The sequence below is a fragment of the uncultured Arcticibacterium sp. genome (assembly GCF_964021845.1).
Lineage (GTDB): Bacteria > Bacteroidota > Bacteroidia > Cytophagales > Spirosomataceae > Arcticibacterium.
Genome location: NZ_CAXHZC010000001.1, coordinates 517,997 through 542,660, shown reverse-complemented (window position 1 = coordinate 542,660; position 24,664 = coordinate 517,997). Strand labels below are relative to the sequence as shown.

23 protein-coding genes are annotated in these 24,664 nt (G+C 36.6%); 18 read left to right on the top strand and 5 right to left on the bottom strand.

What is annotated here, in order from left to right; genetic code table 11:
* Positions 1–8 precede the first annotated feature (8 nt).
* Positions 9–461: a DUF4920 domain-containing protein gene (locus AADJ06_RS02230; RefSeq protein WP_341224764.1), complete on the top strand. Its 453-nt coding sequence runs from the start codon at positions 9–11 to the stop codon at positions 459–461.
* An 89-nt stretch (positions 462–550) separates the two neighbouring features.
* Here the strand turns inward: AADJ06_RS02230 and AADJ06_RS02225 are convergent, their stop codons facing one another.
* The 3 genes from AADJ06_RS02225 to AADJ06_RS02215 all read right to left on the bottom strand — a co-directional run bounded on the left by AADJ06_RS02225 (position 551) and on the right by AADJ06_RS02215 (position 6,439).
* Entirely contained in the window at positions 551–1,738 is a 1,188-nt protein-coding gene (locus AADJ06_RS02225) for an efflux RND transporter periplasmic adaptor subunit (RefSeq protein WP_341224763.1), read from the bottom strand.
* A gap of 4 nt (positions 1,739–1,742) precedes the next feature.
* A complete protein-coding gene (locus tag AADJ06_RS02220) occupies positions 1,743–6,053 on the bottom strand; it encodes a CusA/CzcA family heavy metal efflux RND transporter (protein WP_341224762.1) in 4,311 nt (1,436 codons plus the stop codon).
* A 62-nt stretch (positions 6,054–6,115) separates the two neighbouring features.
* The gene (locus AADJ06_RS02215; RefSeq protein WP_341224761.1) at positions 6,116–6,439 is read right to left on the bottom strand and encodes a DUF6660 family protein; all 324 of its coding nucleotides are present in this window, start codon (positions 6,437–6,439) and stop codon (positions 6,116–6,118) included.
* Positions 6,440–6,752: 313 nt separating this feature from the next.
* Between AADJ06_RS02215 and AADJ06_RS02210 the strand changes: the two genes are divergently transcribed.
* From AADJ06_RS02210 to AADJ06_RS02165, 10 genes are all read left to right on the top strand, one after another.
* On the top strand, positions 6,753–6,956 hold the full coding sequence (locus tag AADJ06_RS02210) for a YwbE family protein (protein WP_341224760.1): 204 nt from the start codon (positions 6,753–6,755) through the stop codon (positions 6,954–6,956).
* A gap of 258 nt (positions 6,957–7,214) precedes the next feature.
* Positions 7,215–7,826, top strand: a complete 612-nt coding sequence (locus AADJ06_RS02205; RefSeq protein ID WP_341224759.1) for a hypothetical protein — start codon at positions 7,215–7,217, stop codon at positions 7,824–7,826.
* Positions 7,827–7,888: 62 nt separating this feature from the next.
* Positions 7,889–8,677 (top strand): hypothetical protein, encoded by a 789-nt coding sequence (locus AADJ06_RS02200; RefSeq protein WP_341224758.1) that lies wholly within the window; start codon positions 7,889–7,891, stop codon positions 8,675–8,677.
* Between the two features lie 5 nt (positions 8,678–8,682).
* Complete coding sequence (locus AADJ06_RS02195; RefSeq protein ID WP_341224757.1) at positions 8,683–11,370, top strand: hypothetical protein; 2,688 nt, start codon at positions 8,683–8,685, stop codon at positions 11,368–11,370.
* Positions 11,367–11,906 carry a hypothetical protein gene (locus AADJ06_RS02190; protein ID WP_341224756.1) on the top strand — a complete coding sequence of 180 codons (540 nt, stop codon included), beginning with the start codon at positions 11,367–11,369 and terminating at the stop codon, positions 11,904–11,906. Before AADJ06_RS02195 ends, AADJ06_RS02190 begins: the two co-directional genes overlap by 4 nt.
* The gene (locus tag AADJ06_RS02185; RefSeq protein WP_341224755.1) at positions 11,903–12,439 is read left to right on the top strand and encodes a hypothetical protein; all 537 of its coding nucleotides are present in this window, start codon (positions 11,903–11,905) and stop codon (positions 12,437–12,439) included. Before AADJ06_RS02190 ends, AADJ06_RS02185 begins: the two co-directional genes overlap by 4 nt.
* A gap of 69 nt (positions 12,440–12,508) precedes the next feature.
* Positions 12,509–13,390 (top strand): serine protease, encoded by an 882-nt coding sequence (locus tag AADJ06_RS02180; RefSeq protein WP_341224754.1) that lies wholly within the window; start codon positions 12,509–12,511, stop codon positions 13,388–13,390.
* 34 nt (positions 13,391–13,424) lie between these two features.
* Positions 13,425–14,798 (top strand): sugar porter family MFS transporter, encoded by a 1,374-nt coding sequence (locus AADJ06_RS02175; protein ID WP_341225649.1) that lies wholly within the window; start codon positions 13,425–13,427, stop codon positions 14,796–14,798.
* A 3-nt stretch (positions 14,799–14,801) separates the two neighbouring features.
* Entirely contained in the window at positions 14,802–15,494 is a 693-nt protein-coding gene (locus AADJ06_RS02170; protein WP_341224753.1) for a hypothetical protein, read from the top strand.
* Positions 15,475–16,005 carry a pentapeptide repeat-containing protein gene (locus AADJ06_RS02165; RefSeq protein WP_341224752.1) on the top strand — a complete coding sequence of 177 codons (531 nt, stop codon included), beginning with the start codon at positions 15,475–15,477 and terminating at the stop codon, positions 16,003–16,005. The genes AADJ06_RS02170 and AADJ06_RS02165 overlap by 20 nt, the downstream gene beginning before the upstream one ends.
* Here AADJ06_RS02165 and AADJ06_RS02160 read toward each other — a convergent pair.
* Positions 16,002–17,417, bottom strand: a complete 1,416-nt coding sequence (locus AADJ06_RS02160; protein WP_341224751.1) for an AAA family ATPase — start codon at positions 17,415–17,417, stop codon at positions 16,002–16,004. The genes AADJ06_RS02165 and AADJ06_RS02160 overlap by 4 nt on opposite strands.
* Positions 17,418–17,513: 96 nt before the next feature.
* Here AADJ06_RS02160 and AADJ06_RS02155 point away from each other — a divergent pair, with 96 nt between their 5' ends.
* The 6 genes from AADJ06_RS02155 (at position 17,514) to uvrC (ending at position 22,411) form a co-directional block, all read left to right on the top strand.
* Positions 17,514–17,963 carry an NUDIX hydrolase gene (locus tag AADJ06_RS02155; RefSeq protein WP_341224750.1) on the top strand — a complete coding sequence of 150 codons (450 nt, stop codon included), beginning with the start codon at positions 17,514–17,516 and terminating at the stop codon, positions 17,961–17,963.
* Positions 17,956–18,738, top strand: coding sequence for a DUF3822 family protein (locus tag AADJ06_RS02150; RefSeq protein ID WP_341224749.1), 783 nt, complete (start codon positions 17,956–17,958; stop codon positions 18,736–18,738). Before AADJ06_RS02155 ends, AADJ06_RS02150 begins: the two co-directional genes overlap by 8 nt.
* Before the next feature lie 192 nt (positions 18,739–18,930).
* Positions 18,931–19,203, top strand: coding sequence for a PqqD family protein (locus AADJ06_RS02145; protein ID WP_341224748.1), 273 nt, complete (start codon positions 18,931–18,933; stop codon positions 19,201–19,203).
* Positions 19,175–19,591: a lasso peptide biosynthesis B2 protein gene (locus AADJ06_RS02140; protein WP_341224747.1), complete on the top strand. Its 417-nt coding sequence runs from the start codon at positions 19,175–19,177 to the stop codon at positions 19,589–19,591. The genes AADJ06_RS02145 and AADJ06_RS02140 overlap by 29 nt, the downstream gene beginning before the upstream one ends.
* Before the next feature lie 13 nt (positions 19,592–19,604).
* Positions 19,605–20,501, top strand: a complete 897-nt coding sequence (locus AADJ06_RS02135; RefSeq protein WP_341224746.1) for a serine kinase — start codon at positions 19,605–19,607, stop codon at positions 20,499–20,501.
* 95 nt (positions 20,502–20,596) lie between these two features.
* A complete protein-coding gene (gene uvrC / locus AADJ06_RS02130) occupies positions 20,597–22,411 on the top strand; it encodes an excinuclease ABC subunit UvrC (protein ID WP_341224745.1) in 1,815 nt (604 codons plus the stop codon).
* A gap of 35 nt (positions 22,412–22,446) precedes the next feature.
* Here the strand turns inward: uvrC and AADJ06_RS02125 are convergent, their stop codons facing one another.
* Complete coding sequence (locus AADJ06_RS02125) at positions 22,447–22,797, bottom strand: hypothetical protein (RefSeq protein ID WP_341224744.1); 351 nt, start codon at positions 22,795–22,797, stop codon at positions 22,447–22,449.
* A gap of 274 nt (positions 22,798–23,071) precedes the next feature.
* Here AADJ06_RS02125 and AADJ06_RS02120 point away from each other — a divergent pair, with 274 nt between their 5' ends.
* Positions 23,072–24,556, top strand: coding sequence for a sulfatase-like hydrolase/transferase (locus AADJ06_RS02120; RefSeq protein ID WP_341224743.1), 1,485 nt, complete (start codon positions 23,072–23,074; stop codon positions 24,554–24,556).
* Positions 24,557–24,664: the final 108 nt, after the last annotated feature.

The following is a 24,664-nucleotide window of genomic DNA, read 5'->3' as shown; positions in this document are numbered from 1 at the left end:
AAATAGATATGAAAAAATTAGTACTAGTTATTGCCTTTTGTAGTTCATTGAGCGTTTTCGCCCAGGACTTTAAAACGTACGGAGAAGCATTTATCAAAACTTCACCAACGGAAGCCGTGGCCTTAAAAAAGCTTGACTTATCAAACACAGCCAACTTAGAAGTAGAAGGTGAGGTAAATGCTGTTTGCCAAGCCAAGGGCTGCTGGATGACTGTAAACCTAGATAATGGCGAAACCATGCGTGTGACTTTTAAAGATTACGGGTTCTTTGTACCTAAAAACCTAGCAGGAACTAAAGTAGTATTTAAAGGGAAGCCCGAAGTTACAGAAACTAGTGTTTCGGAACTCAGACATTACGCTGCTGATGCTGGCAAAACCAAAGCCGAAATTATGTCTATTACGGAACCAGAAATAGCCTTAACCTTTGTTGCTGATGGTGTCTTGGTTCCTAAAGTCAACTAGAACTTAGTTCTGAAATAGCATTTAAAAGAAAAAGACCGCCACATCGACGGTCTCTTTCTTTTGCCTAATTTCTGTCCTTGTCGCTCCTCTTAATGCTCATCCCCTATCTCACCTGCTTTAGACTGAGCTAGTACATAGTAAGCTCCTTTAGTTACTATCTCGGCGTTTTCTGGCAATGGCTCTATAAAACTGACCGCCATACTTCCTTCATTTACAGCTCCAGGAACCACCAAGAACCTTTTAAATTCGGCTTTGCCTTCTTCATTTCTGGATGTTACCAGATAAACAAAAGACTCATTACCTTCTTTTAAAACCGCTTGTTCTGGCAGCCCTTCTACGGTCATGTCATTTAACCAGATTTTAGCATTGATAAAAAGGTCTTTTAAAAATGGTGGCTTACTTCCGTGCAAATGACCGTGAACTCGCACCGTTTTAGTTTCTTGGTCAAACTCTTTTCCTATCACGCTCACCTCACCTTCATACTTCTTATTTCCCATAGCAGGTACAGAATAGCTTATCTCCTGCCCCACTTTTATAGAAGCTATATCTTTTTCAAAAACATCTAATTCAAGATGAAGATGGTCATCAGCCACTATTTCCATTAGGGAGGCAGTGGGGTCGGCATACATGCCATTATGCATACTAATCTTAGTGATATAACCACTCATTGGAGCTATCAGCGGTATTCTTTGACTGATAGTACTTGGTGTAAGTTTTTCTACAGGAATACCTAAGTAGGAAAGCTGTTTTCCTAAACTCATAAACTTTGCTTCTAAAACAGCTCTTTCAGCTTCGGCATTTTCTAAGGTTTTAGTCACACCCGCTGCTGCATCAAAGAGAGATTGCTGTCTTTCTTTTTCTTGCTCTTTAAGTCTTAGCTGTGCCTTGGCTTCTAGGTATTCCTGCTGTTTTATGATAAAGTCTGGATTTTCTATGTAAGCTATTACCACTCCTTTCTTCAAGTAATTTCCTTCCACGTATTTATTATTTCCTTTGATAATTCCTGCGGCTTTGGCCGTAACGGACGAATAAGCATTTGGCGGCAAACCAAGCATACCAGAAGCTTTCACAAAACCATTTACTTTCATGCTAACAAGTCCTCCCGTTTCCAAACCAATGGTTTTCATCTGACTGGCGGTTAACGCAACGCCATGCGGTGCAATCTCCGAAACATTTTCAAGTTCGGTGTTTAGGGTTTCTTTCTCTTTTTTTTCGGTGCTGCAAGCAGTCAAAATAGAACCACTAGCTAGCAATAAATATTTTATATAATTCGTCATCTTCTTATTGATTTGTAAGGTATTGATAATTGGCAACCGCCTGATTCAAAGCCCAAACTTGCTCTAAGTAAGCCTTTTGGGTATTGGCAGAAACTTGCAGCGTATTTAAAAGTTCTAAATATGGAAGCTCGCCAGCTTCATAGTTTAATTGTGTCACCCTAATCATTTCTGGATTGAGCGTTTCTAGCTGCTCTTTATAAAAAGCCCGCCCCTTTTCATAAACCTGTATGGCTCGCTGAGCAGCGTTTATTTCTATTTGTAACTTGAGAGTTTCGCTTGAAACATGCTGTTCGGCACGTTTAACAGCTATTTTATTAGCTTCAATTTTCTTCCTGATAGCCGAGTTAAAAATTGGCAAGCTAATTCCTGCCTGTGCCCCACTCAGCCATCCACCTTGAAAATAGTTTTGTGCCGCATAGCCTACATGAAAATCAGGTTTCAAACTTGATTTTAACAAGTCGGCCTGTGTTCCTACTATTAAAGCTTGTTGTTTTCTAATTTGAACCCTCGGAATGCTTTCTAAGTCAAAAGTGCTGTATGTCAAAACCTCATTCTCTAGAGCGGTGCTTAATGACTCTTCACTGTTTAGCTGAAGCTGTAAGGCCTTTTCCAAGTTTTCAACCTCCAGCACCGTTTGACTTTGTAGCAGGGTGTATTCAGCACTTTTCGCCTTTAGATTTAACAACTCCATAGAGTTTGACGCACCAGCATCTAACCTATTTTTAGCCACTTTTTGATAGGTTTGATAAATTCTTATCTGGTTTTCATAAAGGCCAAGTAGATTCTTTTTAAACTGAATTTGATAAAAAAGTACACGTACATTTCTTTTTAAGGAAGCCACAGAGAGCTCTTTACTCAAAATCTCTTGAGCAGCCAATTCATCGTAAAGCCTATTATTTGCTTTAAATACACTCGGGTTTTGAAAATTTTGTTTCACCACCAGTTGATTAACCTGTTGCCCAAAAGCCTTTTCATTGATGGCGTCTGCCTGAAAGTTAAAATCTGTATTACCAGGATTGTATTTCAAATGTTGCAAAGACTTACTCTGCTCTATTCCCAAATCTGCCGCTCGTATTTCTGGGTGATTTTGGATGGCCATATTGATAGCCGTTTCTAAGTCTACTTCTTTGTTTTGAGCCATACTAGCAAAAGAAGTACTCAAAAACAGTACAAGAACCATTGTCAATTTTGAAGGTGAAACCTTTAGTTTTTTCTCATTCCATTTTTCTAACCAGTAGTAAAGAATTGGCAAAATAATTAGGGTCAAGAAAGTAGCCGTAATTAAGCCACCAATAACCACCGTAGCTAAAGGACGCTGCACTTCCGCACCCCCAGAAGTTGAAATTGCCATAGGCAAAAAACCAAAAGACGCCACCGCAGCTGTCATCAAAACTGGTCTTAACCTTACTTTAGTACCTTCTATGATTCTATCTAAAACGTTGGTCATACCTTCTTTTTTTAGCTGATTAAAATAACCAAGGAGCACTATTCCATTTAGCACTGCCACACCAAAAAGAGCGATAAAGCCAATGCCTGCAGATATACTAAAAGGCAAACCTCTTAACTGTAGTGCCCATACGCCACCAATAGCGGAAAGCGGAATAGCCGTAAAAATCAGACCCGCCTGAGCCATAGAACCAAACGTAAAATACAAGAGAACAAAAATCATGGCAAGTGCCAAAGGCAAAGCCACCGCAAGTCTGGCATTAGCTTCTTTTAGGTTTTCAAACTGCCCGCCATAAGTAAAATAATAGCCTGACGGCAATTTCATATTCGCATCTAAACTGCTTTGAATCCTCCCTACTAATGTTTCTACATCGGTGTCTCCCACATTCACACCAATCACAATTCTCCTGTTCGTATTCTCTCTAGAAATTTGCATCGGCGAGTCTTTCAACGATATACCCGCTACAGCATTTAGTGGTATTTGATTACCGTTAGCTAGCGTGAGAAAGAGGTTCAATACATCTTCTATCCCCGTTCTGTTTTCTTGGTCTAGTCTTAGCACCAAGTCAAACCTTTTTTCACCCTCATATATTACACCTGCTTTTTCACCAGCAAAAGCAGTTCTTATCACTTGGTTTACATTTTTGACCGTTAACCCATATTGAGCCATTTTTGCGTAATCATAATCAATAATTATCTGTGGCATGCCTACCGTTTGTTCTACATTAATAGTTCCTACGCCCTCTATCTTGCTTATCAGTTTTTCTGCTTCTTTGGCATTTCCATAAAGCACATCAAGGTCATCTCCAAAGAGTTTTATAGCAATATCAGCCTTTGTACCAGTCATGAGTTCATTAAAACGAAGCTGAATAGGCTGCGAATACTCATAGGCTACGCCCGGAATATCCAATAATGAAGCGTCAATTTTCTCAAACATTTCTTTCCTATTACTAGCCGACGTCCATTCTGATTTTGGTTTCATTACCAGTGTGTAGTCACCCACTTCTACGGGCATTGGGTCGGTGGGTATTTCAGACGAGCCAATAGTGAGTACCACGTCTTCTATTTCGGGAAACTCTGCTAATAATTTTGATTGAATAATTTTAGCGGTTTCCACGCTCTGTGTTAATGAGCTACCTGGGGGTAAAATTTGTTGAAGAGCTAAATCTCCTTCTTCTAAGGTTGGAATAAACTCTCCACCCATTCTGGAGAACATAAACAAACTTCCTAAAAACAAGACTACAGTGAAGCCAACGAAGAGTGTTTTGAAACGCAGGGCTAAATCTAAAATTGGAGCGTATAACTTTTGAAAGAAATCTATAATTCTATCTGCCAGTGTTCTTTTAGTACTTACTTGTTTACTCAGAAAAAGAGCCGACATCATAGGTACATAGGTGAGTGAGAGTATTAATGCTCCTGTAATGGCCAGCATGACGGCCTGTGCCATAGGTTTAAACATTTTACCCTCTATACCCACTAAAGCCAAAATAGGTATGTAAACCATCAGTATAATTATCTCACCAAAGGCTGCCGAGCTTCTTATTTTCTGAGAAGAAGATATTACTTCACTATCCATTTGAGCTTGGGTGAGCCGTCTATTCCCAAAACCAACGTGTAAACGATGGACAATGGACTCCACAATAATAACTGCCCCGTCTACTATCAAACCAAAATCAATGGCTCCTAGACTCATCAAATTGGCAGAGATGCCCAGCAAATTCATCATGGAAATAGCGAAAAGCATGGCAAACGGGATAACCGATGCCACAATAAGTCCTGCACGCCAGTTCCCTAATAGAATGACCAAAATGAAAATAACAATTAGCCCACCTTCTATAAGGTTTTTCTCTACAGTTCCGATGGCGGTGCTGACTAATTTATCCCTAACTAAATAAGGTTCTATTTTTACTCCTTCTGGCAGCGACTTTTGAATTTGAAGCACACGCTCTTTGATTAGCTCTGTTACCTCGGCAGCATTTGCCCCTTTAAACATCATCACTTTTCCTCCTACTACCTCTTCAGAGTCTCTTACCATGGCACCATATCTAAGTGCTTTGCCAAACTGGACTTTGGCTACATCCTTTATCAGTACTGGAATATGGTTCTTTTCTGTCACTACTATATTTCCCACATCATCAAGTGAACCAGCAATACCGTCTGTTCTTATATAATAGGTACTCTCATTTTTTTCTATGTAGCCACCGCCTGTATTTTCATTGCTATTTTCTAAAGCGTCAAAAACATCTGTTATATTAATCCCCATAGCCTTTAAAAGACTAGGATTTACAGCTACTTCATACTGCTTCAAGAAACCTCCTGCCGAATTTATCTCCGCCACACCAGGAATGCCTGAAAGTTGCCTTTTCACTATCCAATCTTGAATACTACGCAATTCAGACAGCGAATACTTCTCTTCAAAACCAGGTTCAGGTAATACCACATATTGGTAAATTTCTCCTAAGCCGGTGGAAATAGGTGCCAATTCAGGTGTACCCAAACTCTCGGGAATGTTTTGTTGAGCTTCTTTTATGCTCTCTCCTACTAGCTGTCTGGCCAAATAGATATCATAATCTTCTTCAAAAACCACCGTAATAACAGATAAACCGAATCTTGAAATTGACCGAATTTCTTCTGTGTTTTGAAGGTTTTGGAGCGATAGCTCTATAGGCGTGGTGATAAACTGTTCCACTTCTTGTGTAGCCAAGGTAGGCGAAGTGGTAATAATCATCACCTGATTATTAGTGATGTCTGGTACGGCATCAATGGGGATTTGGCGAATAGAGTAAACACCCCAAACGCTCAGGGCAAGCATAAAAAGCCCTATTACAAACTTATTCTGTACCGAATAAGCAATTATCTTATCGAACATAAATGTGATTAATTATAGAAGTCCTAAAAAGAAATGTTTGGGCGTAGTGAGCCCATGATACTTTAGGACTGGGTAGGCGGATGCCATACACCAACAGAGAAATCGCCGGTGTAATTAAAAGAATAATTAAAGCTATAAGAATACGTGGTAAACTCCCAAAGTTTAAGGGGTACCAGACTTAAATCAAAAGCAAATGAAGAGCCGCAGCATTGACAAAGACAAAAAGGACTACAATCATCTTCTTCACCATCTTGATGTTGATGTGTCCTGTCTACTAACCTAGCTCCTTCCACATTTCCTTTAACAGACAATAGGAAATCGTCTCCGCATGGCATAATAGCCATCAAGAGTACCGAAATAGATAATATGAAAGTGGTTAGCCTCATTTATACCGTAAAAGTAAATGAAAAAACTTTGCAACAGGTTTGCAAAGTCATTTTGATTTATAAAATCAAAAAGCTCTCTAAATGTAAAAGAAGAAAGAAAGTCTTCTCACATCCCTTACTTAATGAAAACACCCACTAAAATTCCTTTGAAAATCAAGTGTTTAAATAACATTTAATGCGTTTATGAAAAAAAACATTCAGCTAGATGAACACCATTTTTTGTAAGCAAATTTTTAAAAAGCAGTAATAGAATTTATAAGATTATTATTTTTGAACAAATGAATCTGGTCTAATAAAAAATTCCTGTAAAAAGATGGATGGACAATTAAGGAGTAACGTAGCAGTAGGAATTGAAGTTGATATAGTACAAAAACATCACCAACGATCTGGAGAGCTTACAACGGGCTTTGTTAAAAGAATTTTAACTAAAGCAGCTAAGCATACACACGGAATAAAGGTCTTACTAGAAACTGGTGAAGTAGGAAGAATCAAGAAGATTTACTCACAAAGTACTTAAATAGAGGTATTTACACAAAAACACACACTAGAAACAACAAAAATTTATATAGTCAATAAGGACGTTCGTACCTGAATTATGGCTATCAGTCTCCCCATTCCGTAGACTAACTATCAAGAATATACGTCTATAAGATATTCATTTACAGATAGTTAGAACAATTGGCAAATAATAAGATTCCTCCAATATTTCACTGTTTTGGCATACAAATTGTACCTGATTTAGTAGTAAATTAACTAGAATCTAATAAAACTTAAAATGAAAAAGACATTACTATCAGTACTATCAATCATGCTAGTTGGCACTATTAGCCAAACAGCACTAGCACAAGACACCGATGAAGCAGGTCACAATGTTGGCTTTGTTATTCCCGAAGTTGCCCTTCTTGATTTAGAGAGAACCGGGGGCGTGGATATTTCCCTATCTCCTGATGCCCCTACAGAGGCCGGAGATGCATTAGACTTTAGTAGCATAACTAATGACGAAGTATGGTTAAACTACTCTTCTATAGTGGGCGAGCTAGATGACGGTCTAGGATTAGGAGGTCTATTAACTTCTTCTAGAAAAGTGACCGTTAAGGCTTCTGCTGCTCTTGCTACTTTCCCAGCAGACCTTAAAGTATCAGCAGGTCTATGCACTACTGGTGATGGCCAAGTTGGTATTCCAGTGGTAGGTGGAGTTACGCTTTCATTGTTAGATCAAGACTTGATTACGGGAATTGGTTCAGCTTACACTGAAGATGGTGTTGATAAAGGACATCAACTTACTTATACCGCCACTCAAAAAACCGGAAGCACATACGCTGCTTTAAGATATGGTACGGAAACCGTAGTGGTTACCTACACCCTATCAGACGATACCATCCTTTAATTTTCAAAAAAAACCTTCTTTCTTATTTATTTAAGAAAGAAGGTTTCGTTTTTAATACACTTATGAAAAAGCTACTCTTCCTAATATCAGCATTTTTTCTTCTATCACTTACTTGCAGTAAGGCAGCTGTCATAATAAAAAATGGTCTTACACACTTACATTACATAAATAATACTGGAAAGCAAAAAGGTTCTATAATAATAGCCAATACTGGAGACAAGGTCCAAAGAGTCAAAGTCTACTTTAACGACCTATCTATAGAGTGTAATGGTACTGTGAATTATACTGAACCAGGAGAAAACTTTGGTTCTTTGTTTCCATACATTAATGTAGATAATAAAGACATTACACTAGACGCTCATCAAGAATATGAAATCATCTATGAAATAGATATTTCTAAAAACAAACTAGAAGATGGCTCGCTCTGGTCTTTGATTATGGTAGAAGTAGAAGAACCTATCGCCATTGACAGAAAAACACCCGGTTTAGAGATTGGTTCTAAAATTAGATATGCCATTCAAGTAATTGGTAATGTAGGAATAGAGAAAACTAACGGCTTAAAGTTTACTGACATTAAACTGGGAAAAGACCAAAATCAAAACAGGGTGATTAAGGTTACGCTTAGTAATGAAGGAGATTTCTTGGTATTTCCTAAAATGGAATTACAGATTTTTAACGAAGAAGGAAACGAAGCAAAAAAAGTAAGTATCCTTCCAAGAAATGTTTATCCTCAAAACTGCCAAACAGTTAACATTGACCTAAGCAGCTTAGCAAAAGGAAATTACAAGGCTGTTCTTTTTGCTGAATTTGAAAATGAGGCTATTGGAGTCAATCTTGACTTGGAACTTTAACAAAGGTGAAAACAGCAGCTAAAATATTAATTCTTTTCCTGATAAATTTCCCTTTATGGGGACAAAATCTCCATGTATTAAATTCCGAAAACAAGATTTTTGAGGTAGAAAACTTTAGCAAAAAAGTCTTTTTTGTAAAAATTACAGATGTGCCAAGAGATTATGAAAATGTTTCTGTCAAGATTGATGTTCCTCCTGGTTTCAAACTTATTACTAAATCGAATCCGACATTTTTAACGGAAGGTATTGCCAACCAATTCTTCTTTGCACTTCAAAACGACGATACTGCCGAAAGTAGCATCTATGAATTTGGCATTCATTTAATAGAAAAAAACAAAATAATCGCAAGTACAAAGGCATCTATCAAACTTTTAAAATTCTCCAGCATTGAGATCTTCAATGTAAACAAACCAGAATATATTGATGGCTCAATAAAAAAAGACATATCATACGTCATCAAAAATAATGGAAACTCTAAGGAAACAGTATGGCTTAAAAGCCGTAGTGGTGACATCCAAGGCGACAGGAATTTTCAGTTAGGAGTAGGAGAAAGTAGAGCAGTTAAGGTTTCTAATACTTTACCTATTTATACTAATGGCATAAAAAACATCTCTTTCGATTTAAGTGCTTATCTTGGTCAAAATCCTGTTCCTAAGACCTCTTCCTTCAGTATTCCATACCTAATAAATTCTAACAAGAGAAATGACCCCTATTTAAGGTTTCCTATAAATGCGAGTGTCTTATACAATCAGTTTTCAACTACCTCAAGAAAATTTGGACAAATGTCTTTTGACATAAATGGCAAAGGTTTTTTAGATGATAAACAAAAACATAGGCTTGAATTTATAGCTCGTGGTCCAAATAACTATAAGCTAACCAGCTACGGCTTTACAGACCAATACTTTATTGGCTATAACAATGACAAATTTAGAATAGAACTTGGCGACCAGTCTTTTAACCTATCTTTGTTAACAGAAAACTCCAGATTTGGAAGAGGAATTACTGTGGCCCAAAAGTTTGGTAAACTTGAAATAAAGTCATTTTACTTAGAGCCTCGGTTTTATGCCAGCATAAAAAAAGAATATGGGATAGGTCTAAAGAAAGAGTTTAATCCGTATTACAACCTTAGCTCGCTTTTTTTGAGAAAAGAGCATACTTATTTTGGAGAAAACTTAAATACTGATTTTTATAACGTAAAAAGTCAATTAATTAAATCAAACTTTACCCTAGAGACAGAAGGAAGTATTTCAGTAACAAATGGAAATATCTCATACGCATTTCAAAACGCTGGATATCTTAGACTGAATAAACTAGTTCTCAGCTCCAACTTTATAAAGGCCGCTAAAAATTACTATGGCTTTTATAACGACGGATACTTAAATTCTAATGCTATAAATTATCAATTCTCTAGAAAATTAGGCATTTCCTTTACTAAAGCCATTAATCAAACTAACCCAAGTTTAGATAGTTTAATATTTACCACTTCGCCATACTCTGATAATAATACCGCCTTAATATCCTATAGCATAAATAATAATAATAGAATTAACTTTTTCGGTATAATGACCGAACGAGAAGATAGGCAAAACTCTAAGTCTTTTCATTTTAAAGAAAAAATTCTAAGGTTAAGATACAAAAGCACTATCAAGAACTTAAATCTAAGACTAGATGGAGATTTGGGAGAAACTCAAAACTTACTTCTCACTACTGACAAAAGCAAAGTATATGACCAGCTATACAGAGGAAATATAAGTTTTAACTACGCATTTAAAAAGAGTTTTAGCCTAGGAGCTTTTAGTGAATATTTACAAACCACTAAGTATCAAACCAGCACCAACAAAGAGAACCAATATATTTTTTATGGTGGCAACATTGCATACTCTTTTAGGAACTATATTAATTTCAGACTGAATTATAGAAACAACTATAACTTGGAAGAGCTTTACACTAGTAGAGACCTATTAAACGCAAGACTAAAGTTTGATTTTAAAAACCACTCTCTAGCTTTAACTGGTATATATAGCCTGAATTCAGCTTTACATTTCAATAAAAATCTTCTACTCTCAGCCAAATATACTATTAGACTAAACACACCTATTTCAAAAAAGAAAGGCCTTGGCTCTCTGGTTGGCCAAATCAAAGGAGAAAAAAAAGAGGGTGTGGTATTTAACTTTAATGGTCAAAAAGTAATTACAGACCGTAATGGGGAGTTTAGATTGAACGATGTCATGGCTGGGCAATATAACCTTGCTCTTGATAAATCATCAATGGGTTTAAACAATACCATTGACACTAAATGGCCTTTGATAGTAGAAGTAATACCCGATACTACTAAAAGACTGGTAATGCAATCTATAAAAACTGGCCAACTTTCAGGTTCCATAGTTCTTAAAGATGAAAATACTACCAAGAAAATAAATCTTGAGAACGTTCTAATTGAGCTCTATAATGACCATTTCTCAAAACTTACTACTACAGATGATAAGGGAAATTTTAGTTTTGCTCGCCTAAAAGAAGAAGAATATGCCATAAGAATTATCTCAAAACAGATAAGTAGGAACTTTAGTATTAAAAATCACGAATCTACCGTGGCGGTAAGAATAGGAGAAGATACCTCATATACGTTCCAATTAGCCGAAAAAAAGAAAAGAATACGCTTCCAAGAAGGCATAATTGTGCTTTCAGAAATATGAAAAAACTAATAATCATATCATTTTTGCTAACCATTCAACAGAGTATTTTTGCTCAGTTGGGTCAGTTTACTGGTGAGTTTACCTTGCCCGAAATTGCCCTGATAAGGATAGAGCCAGACAATTCTGATATTTCATTAAGTTTAGACCTTCCCGGAGAAGCCGGTAGTATGAATTTATCAACAGTGCTACCAACCGCAAAAAGAATCATTTATACATCTGCCTTACCTTTACTGGCTACCAGAAAAATTACAGCTGAAAAAACCTACGGCACCATACCAGCAGGTACAAAATTCTATTTGGTAGTGTATAACAGTAGCACTGGAAGTGGCGAATTAGGGGTAGGTTTAGGTGAAGTAGAAATTCCACAAACCGGCCAGGTTGATATCATTTCTAACATTGGTTCATCCTTTACAGGTACTGGCTCAGAGTCGGGTCATGCTATTGATTATAAATTAGATGTGACAAATATGTCTCAATTAAAATCAACAGACTCCGGAAATATTGGCATCACCTTTACCATCATAGAAAACATATGAAATTACTTAAATGTATAGTGGTCATATTCATAAGTTTTGCTTGCAATACATCAAAAGCTCAGTTAACCGTAACAGGAACTGATTGGGTACCAAGCATTGACGCTAGTTCAGTAACAGAGGCTGGTATAGACTATGCTTCCGATTTTAGCATTGAAAGTCTAGTAAATCAAAGTGAAATGGACGTTACCCCTATACTTTCTGCACTTTTACCACCTTTATTTAACTGGACGGTACAAGCTAGTATGACCTCTGTAGTTAACTGGCACCCGAATTTAGAATTGGCCCTTAGACGATCAGGAGACGGCACCGGTTCATCTTTATCAACGGGTTTGGGCTTAGGCCTTACCATTATTTCTCCTAGGATTAATGGTGGAGAAAACTACCAAAGCCTAACGGTAGTACCTACCACATTTTTTACAGGCAGAGCTCGTTATCAAGATATTCCTATTCAATACAAAATAAGTGGCTTAAGTGTACTCATTCCTACCAAAACCTATTCTACCGATGTTCTTTACACCTTCATTGGTCTTTAGGAAAATCATAGTTTAACTTAAAAATGACTTTGAACTGCTTATATTTCCAAAAATATAAACACATTTCCCATGTTCATAAATGCCATAGAAACAGCTTCTGGATTTACTAGAGCCCTACATACTATTGTAAGAAAGTATAGTTCTGATAAAATTATCCCTGGTGCAGCTACTTTGTTTTTTGTTAATGATGAGGGTTATGCACTTACCTGCAAACATGTGGCAGATGTTTTGATAAATGCTAATAATGTAAATCAAACCTATAAAAAGTACAAGGGCGAACTATCTCAAAGCCCTACCTCAAGAGGCCTTCAAAATGAACTTCAAAAGAAATTTGGCTATCACACAAAAAGCCTGATTGATTTCAAAACTAAGTTTATCAATTGTGCAGATGGCATTCAAAACTTGACCATTCATACCCATTCAGAGCACGACTTAGCCATTTTGAAGTTCAACGGTTTTTCAAAGCTCAACGTAAACACATTCCCAGTTTTCAAAAAAACGTCTGGAGAAATAAAACAAGGTAAAAGTCTTTGCCGTTTAGGCTACCCCTTTCCCGAATTTTCAAATTTCAGATTTAACAAAACAAAAGATGAAATAGAATGGACAAAAAAAGGAGTTAATAAGTCACCTCAGTTCCCAATTGACGGCATGATAACACGCTTTATAGGAGATAATAAGGGCGAAATAGCCGGCATTGAACTCAGTACACCTGGCCTTAGAGGTCAAAGCGGTGGCCCTCTTTTTGACCAAAACGGGATAATATACGGCATGCAGTCACGTACCAAACATTTGCATCTTGGTTTTGACCTAGAAAACAAGCCCATCCAAGTAGATGGTGAAGACAAAATGGTAAACAATTATTCTTTTCTTCACCTAGGAGAATGTGTCCATGTCAATGTCATTAAAGATTTCCTTCGTTTGCATAAGGTAAGTTTTCAGGAAGCAGATTAAGCATTAAATACTATATTAGTGCTATAAAGAACCTCTGCCCTATTTCGGAGGGTCTATTTTTTTAACCCTACATCTATCATTAATGAATGCTAACAAACTCTTTTATTGGTCCATTACCGTGGCCATGGCAGGCTTCCTATTTGGCTTTGACACCGTAGTGATTTCTGGAGCTGACCAATCTTTACAAGAACTGTGGAACAAAGGAGACATTTTTCATGGCTTTGTTATAATCTCATCGGCACTTTGGGGAACAGTTATAGGAGCTATTTTTGGAGGAATTCCAACAGAAAAATTAGGTAGAAAACAAACCTTGATTCTTATTGGAATATTCTTTTTAGTTTCTGCCTTAGGCTCAGCTTTGGCCACAGACCCTTGGGTATTTGCTGCTTTCAGACTTCTTGGTGGTTTAGGCGTAGGAGCCTCTACTGTAGCTGCACCTACGTATATAGCAGAAATAGCACCTGCCAAAAAAAGAGGAAAACTGGTTGCTCTTTATCAGTTCAATATAGTTTTTGGCATCATGGTAGCCTATTTATCAAACTTCCTTCTTAGCGGTGTTGAACATGAAGCCTGGCGATGGATGATAGGTATAGAAGCAGTACCAGCCCTTATTTATTCCCTCCTAGTTTTTGGTGTTCCTAAAAGCCCAAGATGGCTTATAAGCCATAAAAATGATGAGGTCGCGGCAGCAGAAATTCTTAGAGTTACTTTAACAGAAGAAGAAACTACTGCTCAAATAAAAGCAATAAAAGAAGACATGGTTTCTTCTTCAAAATCAGAAAGCATTTATGCTTCCAAATACCGTTTCCCTTTAATTTTGGCCTTTCTAATGGCTTTTTTCAATCAATTCTCAGGAATTAACGCCTTTTTATATTTTGCTCCACGCATTTTCGAATTGGCTGGTTTAGGCGAAGAGTCGGCTCTTTTGAGTAGTGTAGGCATAGGTGTTGTCAATATTATTTTCACCTATCTTGGTCTGTCTCTAATTGACAAGGCAGGCAGAAGACAACTCATGTATTGGGGTTCTTTTGGTTATATTATTTCCCTTTCTTTAGTGGCCATAGCCTTTATGCAAGGTTGGCAGGGGCTTTCTATTCCTATTTTCTTTTTCCTTTTCATTGCCGCCCATGGCATTGGTCAAGGAACCGTAATATGGGTATTTATTGCAGAAATTTTCCCTAATCATTTGAGAGCAGATGGACAAGCTTTCGGAAGTAGTGTTCACTGGATTTTAGCGGCGGCCATACCTTCTATGATTCCATTTTTATTCGGGAGTATTGGAGCATCAGCTGTGTTCTTTATCTTCACTTTCATGATGATATTACAGCTCCTATTTGTTTGGAAAATGATGCCAGAAACCAAAGGTATTTCTTTAGAGGAATTGCAAAAGAAACTAGTAAAAAAGTAAGCATTGAAAGGCCTACTCACACTGTTAATTGGCTTGTATCTAACATCTTGTTGTTCAGAAAACAAGGTTCTAGAAAAGAATGGGGTTGAAAAAGAAGAGTCTTTATCAAATGCCATCCCGAAGATAGATTCTGCTTTCCTTCATGAACTCTCTCAGCAGGTTGAAATTCAAGCAGAACTATCGGGAGAAACTGTAGCATTTCTTTCTTCCAAACTAAATCCTCTTACAGTTGATGGGCATTTCTATAAAGCCATTCCCGAATTTTTAAGAATAGATTCGCTAAAGAAGAATGGTCTTTACGAAGATTACTTAACAAAAATGGACATTGGATTTTTGCAAAACGCTGAGGCGTACCTGCTTAAGAAATTGCAACAAAATTCAAAAGAAAAAGTCGAACTATGGTTTATCAAATATAGTTCTTATGAGGCATGTCCCTATTACCACGGTATAGACATTTTTCTTTCCTTATATGAAAAAGAAACCTTAAAAAGTTCTATTCAAATTGGTTCAATTTATAATGTTATAGACCCTCCAATGGCTTTTGAGTCCATTTTGGAGTCATATCAGAAAGAAAATCAATTACTCATTTCTTTGAAACAAGAACTTATAGAAATGGAAGAACATGGCGAGAAAACAATTGAAGAAAATAAGCAAGAATTTATATTTAACTTAAGCAATGGAACGTTTCAGGAATAGTTCGCAAAGAACTTTTGAAGAAGAAGAATTTGAAAATTTAGAGTTTGACAGAACCCAAATTTTGGATTATAATTTTGAGGACTGTGTTTTTCACTCGTGCAAATTCACCAATGTAAACTTTTACGGGACCAAGCTTCAAAATGTCTTATTTGTAGATTGTAAATTCACCGGTGTCGACTTTTCTTCTTTGAGTATATTCCTAACTGAAATGCATTTTGACAACAGTATTTTACAAGTTTGTAGCTTCCGAAACCAAAAGCTACAAGACATCAGTTTTAAATCAAGTTCTCTTAGAGAATGTGATTTTGAAACTTGTGATTTGCAAAAAGTAGTCTTCAAAGACACGGAGCTCTCGGGTTCTACTTTCACCAATTGTGACTTACGTCAAGCCGACTTTAAAACTGCAAGCAATTATTATTTTGAATTAACTCAAAACAAAGTAAAAGGTGCCAAATTTTCCTATCCTGAGGTTTTGAGCTTTTTATCTCAGTTTCAGTTAAAAATATCCTAGTAAAACATTCCATTAAAGTTCACTAAAAAAACCTCCTTCACACCACGGGTAAGCCCAGTATAAAGCCACCTCAGATAATCTGAGTCAATCTGGTTATTGGGAATATAACCTTGGTCTACAAAGACTGCATCCCACTGCCCACCCTGCGACTTATGACAGGTTAAAGCATAGGCATATTTCACTTGAAGAGCATTTAAATAAGGGTCTGCAGCTAATAGCTCAGACCTTTCTTTTTTGGTTTTCACCCAATAATAATCTTTAAGAACAGACTCATAAAGCTCTTTATTTTCTTCCCTTGTGAGCGTTGGCGAATTAGAGTTTAATGTATCTAAAAGTATCATGGTGTCAAACTCAGGGTCGTTTGGATAATCTACCAACTGAAGCGTGACATGCTGAAATCTAAAACCATGCATCTCTTCTTCCCTACCTAAGCGTTTCACTTCGGTAAACTCTCCGTTGGCTATAAAACCAGCTTCAGATTCTTCTCCAAGAACGGTGTAATTATTTCTAACCACCATCAGCATATCACCATTTTCTAACTCGTTTTCGTAGCCATGAATTCTATTTCTGATGTACTGATTATACTGAACAGCATTTTTGTTTGACCTCGTAATCACAATAGTATTCTGCTGCCCATACTTTTCATAAGCGTATCGCAAACCATCTTCGATACGCTCACTAGTCATTCTGAAAATATCTTTAAAAGTTTTAGTTTGAAACTTCATTGATGGATTTTGCTCTCCAATATTTTCTCTAATTTTAGTGGCATTCACCAAAATCCCTGAACCTTCTTGCTGCCTTGTAACCTCGGTCAAAGAGACACCCATGACATCAGCAAAGTATTGATTTTCAAGGTGCTCAATATTTAAGGCTGGGCTGTATTCCATACCAATAGGTGGCAGCTGAGCCTCATCACCAATCAGGAGCAATTTATTGCCAGTTCCATCAAAAACATATTTTATTAAATCACTCAACAAGCTGTCTTTTCCAAACTCTCGCTTATCCCCTATCATAGATGCCTCATCCACAATATAAAGAACTCCCTCTGCATTGTTTTTCTGCAACTCAAAAGCAAAATTTCCGGTATAAGAGTCCTCCTTTTGTTTGTATATTTTCTTATGAATAGTTTGAGCTTGGCGTTTAGAGTAGCTCGCCATTACTTTAGCCGCTCTACCCGTAGGAGCCATTAATATTGACTTCCATCCAAATTTAGGTAAAACCTTCATTAAAGAACTTAGAAAGGTGGTTTTCCCTGTACCAGCATATCCTCTTAATACAAAAATTGACCGGTCTTTATCTTCATCTACCAAGAAAGTATCCATTAATTCAAACAGCCTTAACTGTCCTTTGGTAGGTTCAAACTTAAATTTCTTTTGTAGTAATTCTGACGGTTTTGGTATTTCTTCAGCCATAAGCGTTTCTTAATTAAAGCCTAGTGCCTCTTTATTGACATTTGCTCATTGATGTAGGCACGAAATACGCTAATTTTGAGCAAAAGTTAAGACTAAATGCCCTCAAATATCAAAGAGCAAGTCCATCAACACTACGGAAACAAGATAAGAGTACGAACCTGCGGTGTCTTAATTCAGGATGGTAAAATTTTAATGCTAAAGCATGACGGAATAGGCAAAAAAGACTATTTTTGGAATGTACCTGGCGGAGGCATAGAGCTAGGGGAAAGCCTTAAAATGGCTCTCAAACGTGAATTTCAGGAAGAAACTGGTTTAGAAATAAAGGTTGGGAAACTTTTATATTTGAATCAATACATAATGTCGCCATTACACGCCATTGAATACTACTTTGAAGTAGAAAAAATCGCAGGAAATGCAAAGTTAGGTCATGATCCAGAAGAGGTTTTGGTTTTGAGCCAATTAGGTTGGTTTAGCCGAAACGACTTTGAAAATTTAGACAAGGATTGTAAACCCAAATTCCTCTTAAAGTACTTGAATATTGATTGAAGATATCGGATATATTGAACCAGTTTTACTCATCAAACCAGAAAGGTTTTCTATAGAAAACATAGAGCAGTATGACCTCTGTATTGAGATTGGAGCTACCTATTTTAGGTTTGCTGTTAAGGATAAGGGCACATTCATTAGTTTAGAAGATTTTCAGTACCCAGTAAATCAAACTCAAAATGAATTTATTAAGTCCATTTTTAATGAGCATCCTTATCTATCAGCTAGATTTTGGAAGACCATAAAAGTTATTCTGCATGCTACCAAAAAGACTGTGGTACCTGGTGAAATAGATGCTGAGCTGGCAAGTAAAGTTTGGGAAACACTTTATGGAACTACTGATGAAGATTCCACTATTCTTTTTTCCAAAATTGACCAAAACTCAATTATTTTTCAAGCCAATAATGAACAACTTGATTTCCTTTTTAAGTTTTATAATGAAAAAAAGATTAGCATTAAACTAGCAGAAAGTCTTCTCCCTATAAATAGCGAACAAGAAACTTATTTACTTTTTGATGGGAAAGGCTGCCATATTACATATAGCAAACCACAATTAAATTGCTATTATACCTTAGATTGGAAAAAAATAGATAAAAGTAAACTTATAGGGAATTTACTTTTAATTGGTGAGATAACTGAATATGCTACAGAGTTTAATCAATTAACAAACCAAATAAATCACGCAAAAAAAGCTTTACTAAAACCTAACATTAGGCTTTCAGCAGACTTTTCTCAAATAGCAGGATTTAGATATTTCATTATATTCAACTCATAAGAAACTTTCAGTAAATTCTGAAAATACAGTATGTTTAAAAATATCCAAAATAAGAAATGGTTTAAGTATCTCAAAAAGCTGGGTTGGGCTGGTTTTTTCTTTTTTTTAATAAAGGGTTTGACCTTATACGTTCTTTTGCCATATTTGATAACCAAGGGAGTAATAAACTGCGAATCTTAAGTAAAACACTAAATGAATAAAACATATAAGCTAACAGAAAAACAAGTCTCCACTTCCTTATCAGGAGAGTCTGTTATACTTAATCATGAAAAAGGAAGCTATTACTCCTTAAATGAAGTAGGTACTTTTGTTTGGAAAATATTAGAAGAAAAAGAAGCCAGTAAAGAACTTTTAATCAGTGAAGTTTTAGAGAACTTTGATGTAGCTAAAGAAGAATGTAGCTCAGATTTAAACACCCTTTTAGATGATCTAATTAATGAAGGACTTGTGGAGGAAGTTAAATAAACTGGGCACACTTCCATCAGATGAGAAAAAGGCATTTTATCACGCAGCTTGGAATATGCTACGTATTACGGTAGCCTTACGGGTTTTAAAATTCCAAAGCTTCAAAAAATACTACAAAGCTATAAGTAGTAGGTCAAAAGCTAAATTCCCAGAAGATATCTATAAATTAGCAATAAAACGTTTCGCATCTATACGACCTCAAACATTCAGTTGCTTACCACAAGCCTTGTGTTTTAAGAAACAATTCCAAGACAGCAAATTAATTATAGGTATTCAACCAAGCACAACCACAAATTTAGATGCTCATGCATGGGTAGAGCGAAAAGGTGAGTTTCTTATTGGAGAAATTCCTAACTTTGACTACCTGCCACTTTGGATTTGGGAATAAAACAGCAACAAAATTGAATTACTTAGCCTTCGGACTACATATAAACGCCGATATTGATTTTTCTGACATGCTTCAGCCGAGCAGCGAAAAACCTAATGTTACAATAAAGAAAGCTGTTATTCCCGAAGAAGATTTTGAGTTCACGAATGTTTTTAGAAAAGGGGTTCAGGCTTCTATAGCTTTCAAAGATAAAACCGTAATACTTAATTGGGATGGTATAATAAGATGTCAAATTAGTGCAGGAAAAGAGCTTCTATACCAGCAACTAGGTGATGACCAACAAACTTTAAAGCTGTTTATCCTTAGTGAGGCCATTGGAATTTTACTACTTCAAAGAAACATATTCTTGCTTCATGGCAGTGCCGTTTTAATTGGCAAGTATGCACATGTTTTTGTAGGAGAACCAGGAGCAGGTAAATCTACAACAGCAACTGCTTTTTGGAAAAATAACCAAACTATTCTAACAGATGATTTGGTAGCTATCGATTTAGAAGGTGAAAAGCCTATGCTTACTCCTGCCTTTCCACAATTCAAAATATGGGACAACACGGTAGAAGGTCTAAATGTGGAACCATCTCTGCTCCGACCATCTTTTGAGGGAAACAAAAAATACCTTGTCTCTCAAGACTTTGACAGTTTTCCTACCACTCCTTGTGAACTAAAAAGTATAAATATACTTACGCTAGAGAAAAACTCAGAGCCGCTAAATATGCTAAATGTTCCGATTGAGCTACTCAAGCATTTTCCCTTACCGCATCAAATATTAAGAGGCCTTATTCATGCCAACCATTTCAAGTCTGCCGTTAAGCTATCTTTAATGAGTAAAATAATTAAATTTAATAGGCCTAATGGCTTTGATGCATTAGATACTTTTGTTAAAAACATGACAGGCGAGTATGAAGCTAAGTAACTGCCACCTGTTCTATATTCTTAAAACCACTTTTTGAACTTTTTAAGCAAGGTTTTCTCTTATTTAATTAAGAAAACTTTTGGTATTAAGTAAGTATGGCAAACATCAAATTTGATTATAAGTCTAAAATCCCTTTGCTCCCTAGTGAGCCAGGGATTTATAAGTACTTTGATGAAAACGATACCATAATATATGTTGGTAAAGCTAAAAACCTAAAAAATAGAATAAGCAGCTACTTTTATAATTTTGACCGTGCCGATAGAAAAACTAAGAGGCTTGTTTTAACCATCAGAAAGTTAGAATATACTGTAGTTCTTTCAGAATGGGAAGCTCTTTTATTAGAGAATAACATGATTAAGGAACTTCAGCCAAAATTCAATATCTTACTAAAAGACGATAAAACGTATCCTTATCTATGTGTCACTCGCGAACGCTTTCCAAGGCTCATTAAAACGAGACGAATAGAAGATAAGCAACGCGGAAAAATGTATGGGCCTTACGTTAATGTAAAAGCTATGCATGCTCTACTAGACATGTTTACTCAGCTTTATACCATACGAACCTGTAAGTATAATCTGTCAAAAGAAAATGTAGCCGCCAGGAAATATAAGCTCTGTTTAGAATACCATATTGGCAACTGTCTTGGCCCATGCGAAGACTTACAAACAGAGGCTGATTACATGCATGAGATAGACCAGATTCATAATATACTTAAGGGTAACCTTGCCCCAGCTAAAGAGTATTTTCTAAGAAAAATGCAAGAAGCCGCTCTTAATCAAGAATTTGAGAAAGCTCATGAATATAAACAAAAACAAGATTTCCTTAGCAACTATCAGGCGAAGGCTACCGTGGTAAACCCGTCTATAAAAGACGCCGATGTTTTTGTCATCCAGTCTGATTCTGATGCTTCATATGTCTGCTATTTAAAAATTAGCAATGGTACCATCATTCAAACCCAAACACTTGAGGTAAAGAAAAAACTAGAAGAGCCAGATGATGAGGTTTTGGAGAAGGTCATGTTTGAAATTCGATTAAAATATGACAGTCAGGCCAAAGAGATTTTCAGTAATATAGAAGTTGACACCGACCTAAAAGCTGAGGTAGTAGTTCCTAAAATTGGCGATAAAAAGAAGCTTATTCAGATGGGCTTAAGAAACGTCATGTATTACCGTCATGAAAAAGCAGAAAGAGAGGCTATTGCCAAAAGTGGTGCTACTAATAGGCGTGACCGAGTTTTAATTAAACTAAAGCAGGACTTGCAACTTAAAGAGCTCCCAAGGCATATTGAGTGTTTTGACAACTCTAACATTCAGGGAACCAACCCCGTATCCGCCATGGTGCTTTTTAGAAATGGCCAACCTAGCACAAAAGAATACCGTCATTATATTCCCAAAACTATAGTAGGGCCTGATGATTTTGGCACCATGCGTGAGGTGGTTTACAGAAGGTACAAAAGACTGTTAGAAGAGAAAGAAGATTTACCAAACCTCATTGTGATAGATGGAGGAAAAGGTCAACTTTCAGCTTCCGTTTCAGCACTTAAAGATTTAGGCATTTATGGAAAAATTCCAATAGTTGGTATTGCAAAAAGATTGGAGGAAATTTACTTCCCAGAAGATAGCTTACCGCTCTATATTGATAAAAAATCTGAGTCCCTGAAGTTAATTCAACGCTGTAGAGATGAGGCTCACCGTTTTAGTATCACACATCACAGAAACAGAAGAAGTAAAGCTTTTATTAACAGTAGCTTAGAATCTATTGATGGCATAGGAAAACCTACAGCCACCAAAGTTCTAAATCACTTCAAAAGCATTTCAAATCTAAGAAAAGCCACAGAAGAAGAGTTGATTAGCTTAGTAGGAAAAGACAAAACCCGAAGAATTAGAGATTTTTTTGAGAAAGATTCTTAAAATGAGGTACCAAAAAAACTTGGTACCTCATTACACTATTTTTCCCAAACTGTTTCCTTAAAAACAGCATTGGAAAAATCTTCACCATTAATTTCCATATTACCACTTATTCCGCCCAAAAGCCCAAGACGTTCACAGTCAAAATCAAAAACCTCAGCTGCCATATCAGCTCCGCAGTTTCCTGGGTCAAAAACTATTACAAACTCCCCTTGAAACTCGTAAGATTTAATACTTACGTTGCTCTCACAGTTTTGCCCTTTTGAGAAACTTTCTATCTTCTCTGATAAGCAGTTACTCATAAGTGGGTCTGTGATGGCTTCATCTTCAACGGTCAGTTTTTCACAGCCAAACGCCATTAAAGGCAATAGCAAAAGGTACTTTTTCATATTATCTCAAATTTCTTTTTCATTAAAACTTATATTATTTAAATGACTTCCAAGACTAATAGGTTGGTTCCTTATTAAAAATAGGTTTAGAAGAAAACTATATTTCTCATACCTCCTTATTACTCGAACTCACCTCATAGTTATGGCAAAGCTTTGACACCCTTTATGCTCTGGTATTATTCTGGCAACTTTATGCCATAAAATAGGTTCTACACGCTCTTCCAATTGTTCAAGGAAAACTTATCACTATTTTTAAACACATAAAACCTATTACATGAAATACCCTATACTAAAACTATTATGCTTAGCTCTCCTATTTGGTTCTTGTCAAAAAGAAAAGAGGCCAAATGTTGTTTTAATATTCACGGACGACCAGACTTATAAGGCGGTTGGTGCTTTAGGCTATAATCAAGTTAAGACACCGAACATTGACCAACTTTACTCTGAAGGAACGTCATTTACTCATGCCTATAATATGGGTTCTTGGAGTGGTGCTGTTTGTACCGCTTCTAGGTCAATGCTGATATCAGGCATGTCGGTTTGGAATGCCAATAAAAATAGAAAAAAATGGCATGTTAAAGACTCCCTTTCAATAGCCAATACGTGGCCAAAATTAATGGAGAGTGCAGGATATGACACTTATATGACTGGTAAATGGCATGTTGATGTTGCTGCCGATGATATCTTTCAAAACACTGTTCACATTAGGCCCGGAATGCCAAACGATGCAGTAAATCATCCTCAGCTTATGAAAGAGTATAAAGAAGGTGATGCTATGTACCCAGCCATGATGCCTGTGGGCTATAACCGTCCTTTGAGTGCTACCGACACATCTTGGAACCCAGCAGATAAAGGAAGAAGTGGTTTTTGGGAAGGTGGAAAACACTGGTCAGAAGTACTAAAAGATGATGCATTGAGTTTTATTAACAAAGCATCTAAGAAAGACAAGCCTTTCTTTATGTACTTAGCCTTCAATGCTCCGCACGATCCACGTCAGTCGCCGCAAAAATACCTTGACATGTATCCCGTTGAGGATATCGAACTGCCTAAAAACTTCAGAACCGACTATGACTTTCATGAGGAGATTGGCCTTGGCTATAAATTAAGAGACGAAGCTCTAGCTCCATTTCCGAGAACGGAACTTGCAGTAAAAACTCATCTAAGAGAGTACTACGCCCTCATAACACACCTTGATGAGCAAATAGGCGGCATACTTTCTGAGTTAAAAGCCAAAGGCTTGGATGAAAACACTTACGTCTTTTTCACGGCAGACCACGGCCTAGCAATAGGAAGCCATGGTCTTATGGGGAAACAAAATATGTATGATCATAGTATGAGGGTGCCTTTATTAGTCAAAGGACCATCAATACCAAAAGGAGTATCACTGGACCATGACGTTTTTTTACAAGACATCATGCCGTCGGCATTAGAAGTAGCCGGTGTACAAAACTCAGACTTTGTAGAGTTTAAGAGTCTAATTCCTTTAGCTACGAATATTTCAAAAAGTAATGGGCTTGATGCCGTTTATGGCTGTTATTTGGGCTTACAGAGAATGGTAAGAAAAGACAACTTTAAACTAATAGCATATCCAAAAGCGAAAAAACTCAGACTTTTTGATTTGAAAAACGACCCAAACGAGCTGAACGATTTGGCGGAAAATCCAGACTATCAAACAAAAGTAAAAGAGTTATTTGCTGAGTTAGAGAAATTACAAGGACATTATAATGATGAACTAGATTTAGCCTTTATGAAACCCTAGCTTCAATCTATCCAAAAGCATTTAAGTCACTGATTTCAAAACTCATAAAGCCTAATAGCCTTATGAGTTTTTTTTATAGCTTTGGTAAAAGGTAAATTCTATTGCTTT

What these genes read in the sequence shown, in the direction of transcription:
- AADJ06_RS02215 (WP_341224761.1), bottom strand. Translation starts at nt 6,439, where the DNA reads ATGAGGCTAACCACTTTCATATTATCTATTTCGGTACTCTTGATGGCT.
- AADJ06_RS02180 (WP_341224754.1), top strand. Translation starts at nt 12,509, where the DNA reads ATGTTCATAAATGCCATAGAAACAGCTTCTGGATTTACTAGAGCCCTA.
- AADJ06_RS02225 (WP_341224763.1), bottom strand. Translation starts at nt 1,738, where the DNA reads ATGACGAATTATATAAAATATTTATTGCTAGCTAGTGGTTCTATTTTG.
- AADJ06_RS02120 (WP_341224743.1), top strand. Translation starts at nt 23,072, where the DNA reads ATGAAATACCCTATACTAAAACTATTATGCTTAGCTCTCCTATTTGGT.
- AADJ06_RS02205 (WP_341224759.1), top strand. Translation starts at nt 7,215, where the DNA reads ATGAAAAAGACATTACTATCAGTACTATCAATCATGCTAGTTGGCACT.
- AADJ06_RS02190 (WP_341224756.1), top strand. Translation starts at nt 11,367, where the DNA reads ATGAAAAAACTAATAATCATATCATTTTTGCTAACCATTCAACAGAGT.
- AADJ06_RS02210 (WP_341224760.1), top strand. Translation starts at nt 6,753, where the DNA reads ATGGATGGACAATTAAGGAGTAACGTAGCAGTAGGAATTGAAGTTGAT.
- AADJ06_RS02185 (WP_341224755.1), top strand. Translation starts at nt 11,903, where the DNA reads ATGAAATTACTTAAATGTATAGTGGTCATATTCATAAGTTTTGCTTGC.
- AADJ06_RS02220 (WP_341224762.1), bottom strand. Translation starts at nt 6,053, where the DNA reads ATGTTCGATAAGATAATTGCTTATTCGGTACAGAATAAGTTTGTAATA.
- uvrC (WP_341224745.1), top strand. Translation starts at nt 20,597, where the DNA reads ATGGCAAACATCAAATTTGATTATAAGTCTAAAATCCCTTTGCTCCCT.
- AADJ06_RS02125 (WP_341224744.1), bottom strand. Translation starts at nt 22,797, where the DNA reads ATGAAAAAGTACCTTTTGCTATTGCCTTTAATGGCGTTTGGCTGTGAA.
- AADJ06_RS02165 (WP_341224752.1), top strand. Translation starts at nt 15,475, where the DNA reads ATGGAACGTTTCAGGAATAGTTCGCAAAGAACTTTTGAAGAAGAAGAA.
- AADJ06_RS02160 (WP_341224751.1), bottom strand. Translation starts at nt 17,417, where the DNA reads ATGGCTGAAGAAATACCAAAACCGTCAGAATTACTACAAAAGAAATTT.
- AADJ06_RS02140 (WP_341224747.1), top strand. Translation starts at nt 19,175, where the DNA reads ATGAAGGACTTGTGGAGGAAGTTAAATAAACTGGGCACACTTCCATCA.
- AADJ06_RS02200 (WP_341224758.1), top strand. Translation starts at nt 7,889, where the DNA reads ATGAAAAAGCTACTCTTCCTAATATCAGCATTTTTTCTTCTATCACTT.
- AADJ06_RS02145 (WP_341224748.1), top strand. Translation starts at nt 18,931, where the DNA reads ATGAATAAAACATATAAGCTAACAGAAAAACAAGTCTCCACTTCCTTA.
- AADJ06_RS02230 (WP_341224764.1), top strand. Translation starts at nt 9, where the DNA reads ATGAAAAAATTAGTACTAGTTATTGCCTTTTGTAGTTCATTGAGCGTT.
- AADJ06_RS02155 (WP_341224750.1), top strand. Translation starts at nt 17,514, where the DNA reads ATGCCCTCAAATATCAAAGAGCAAGTCCATCAACACTACGGAAACAAG.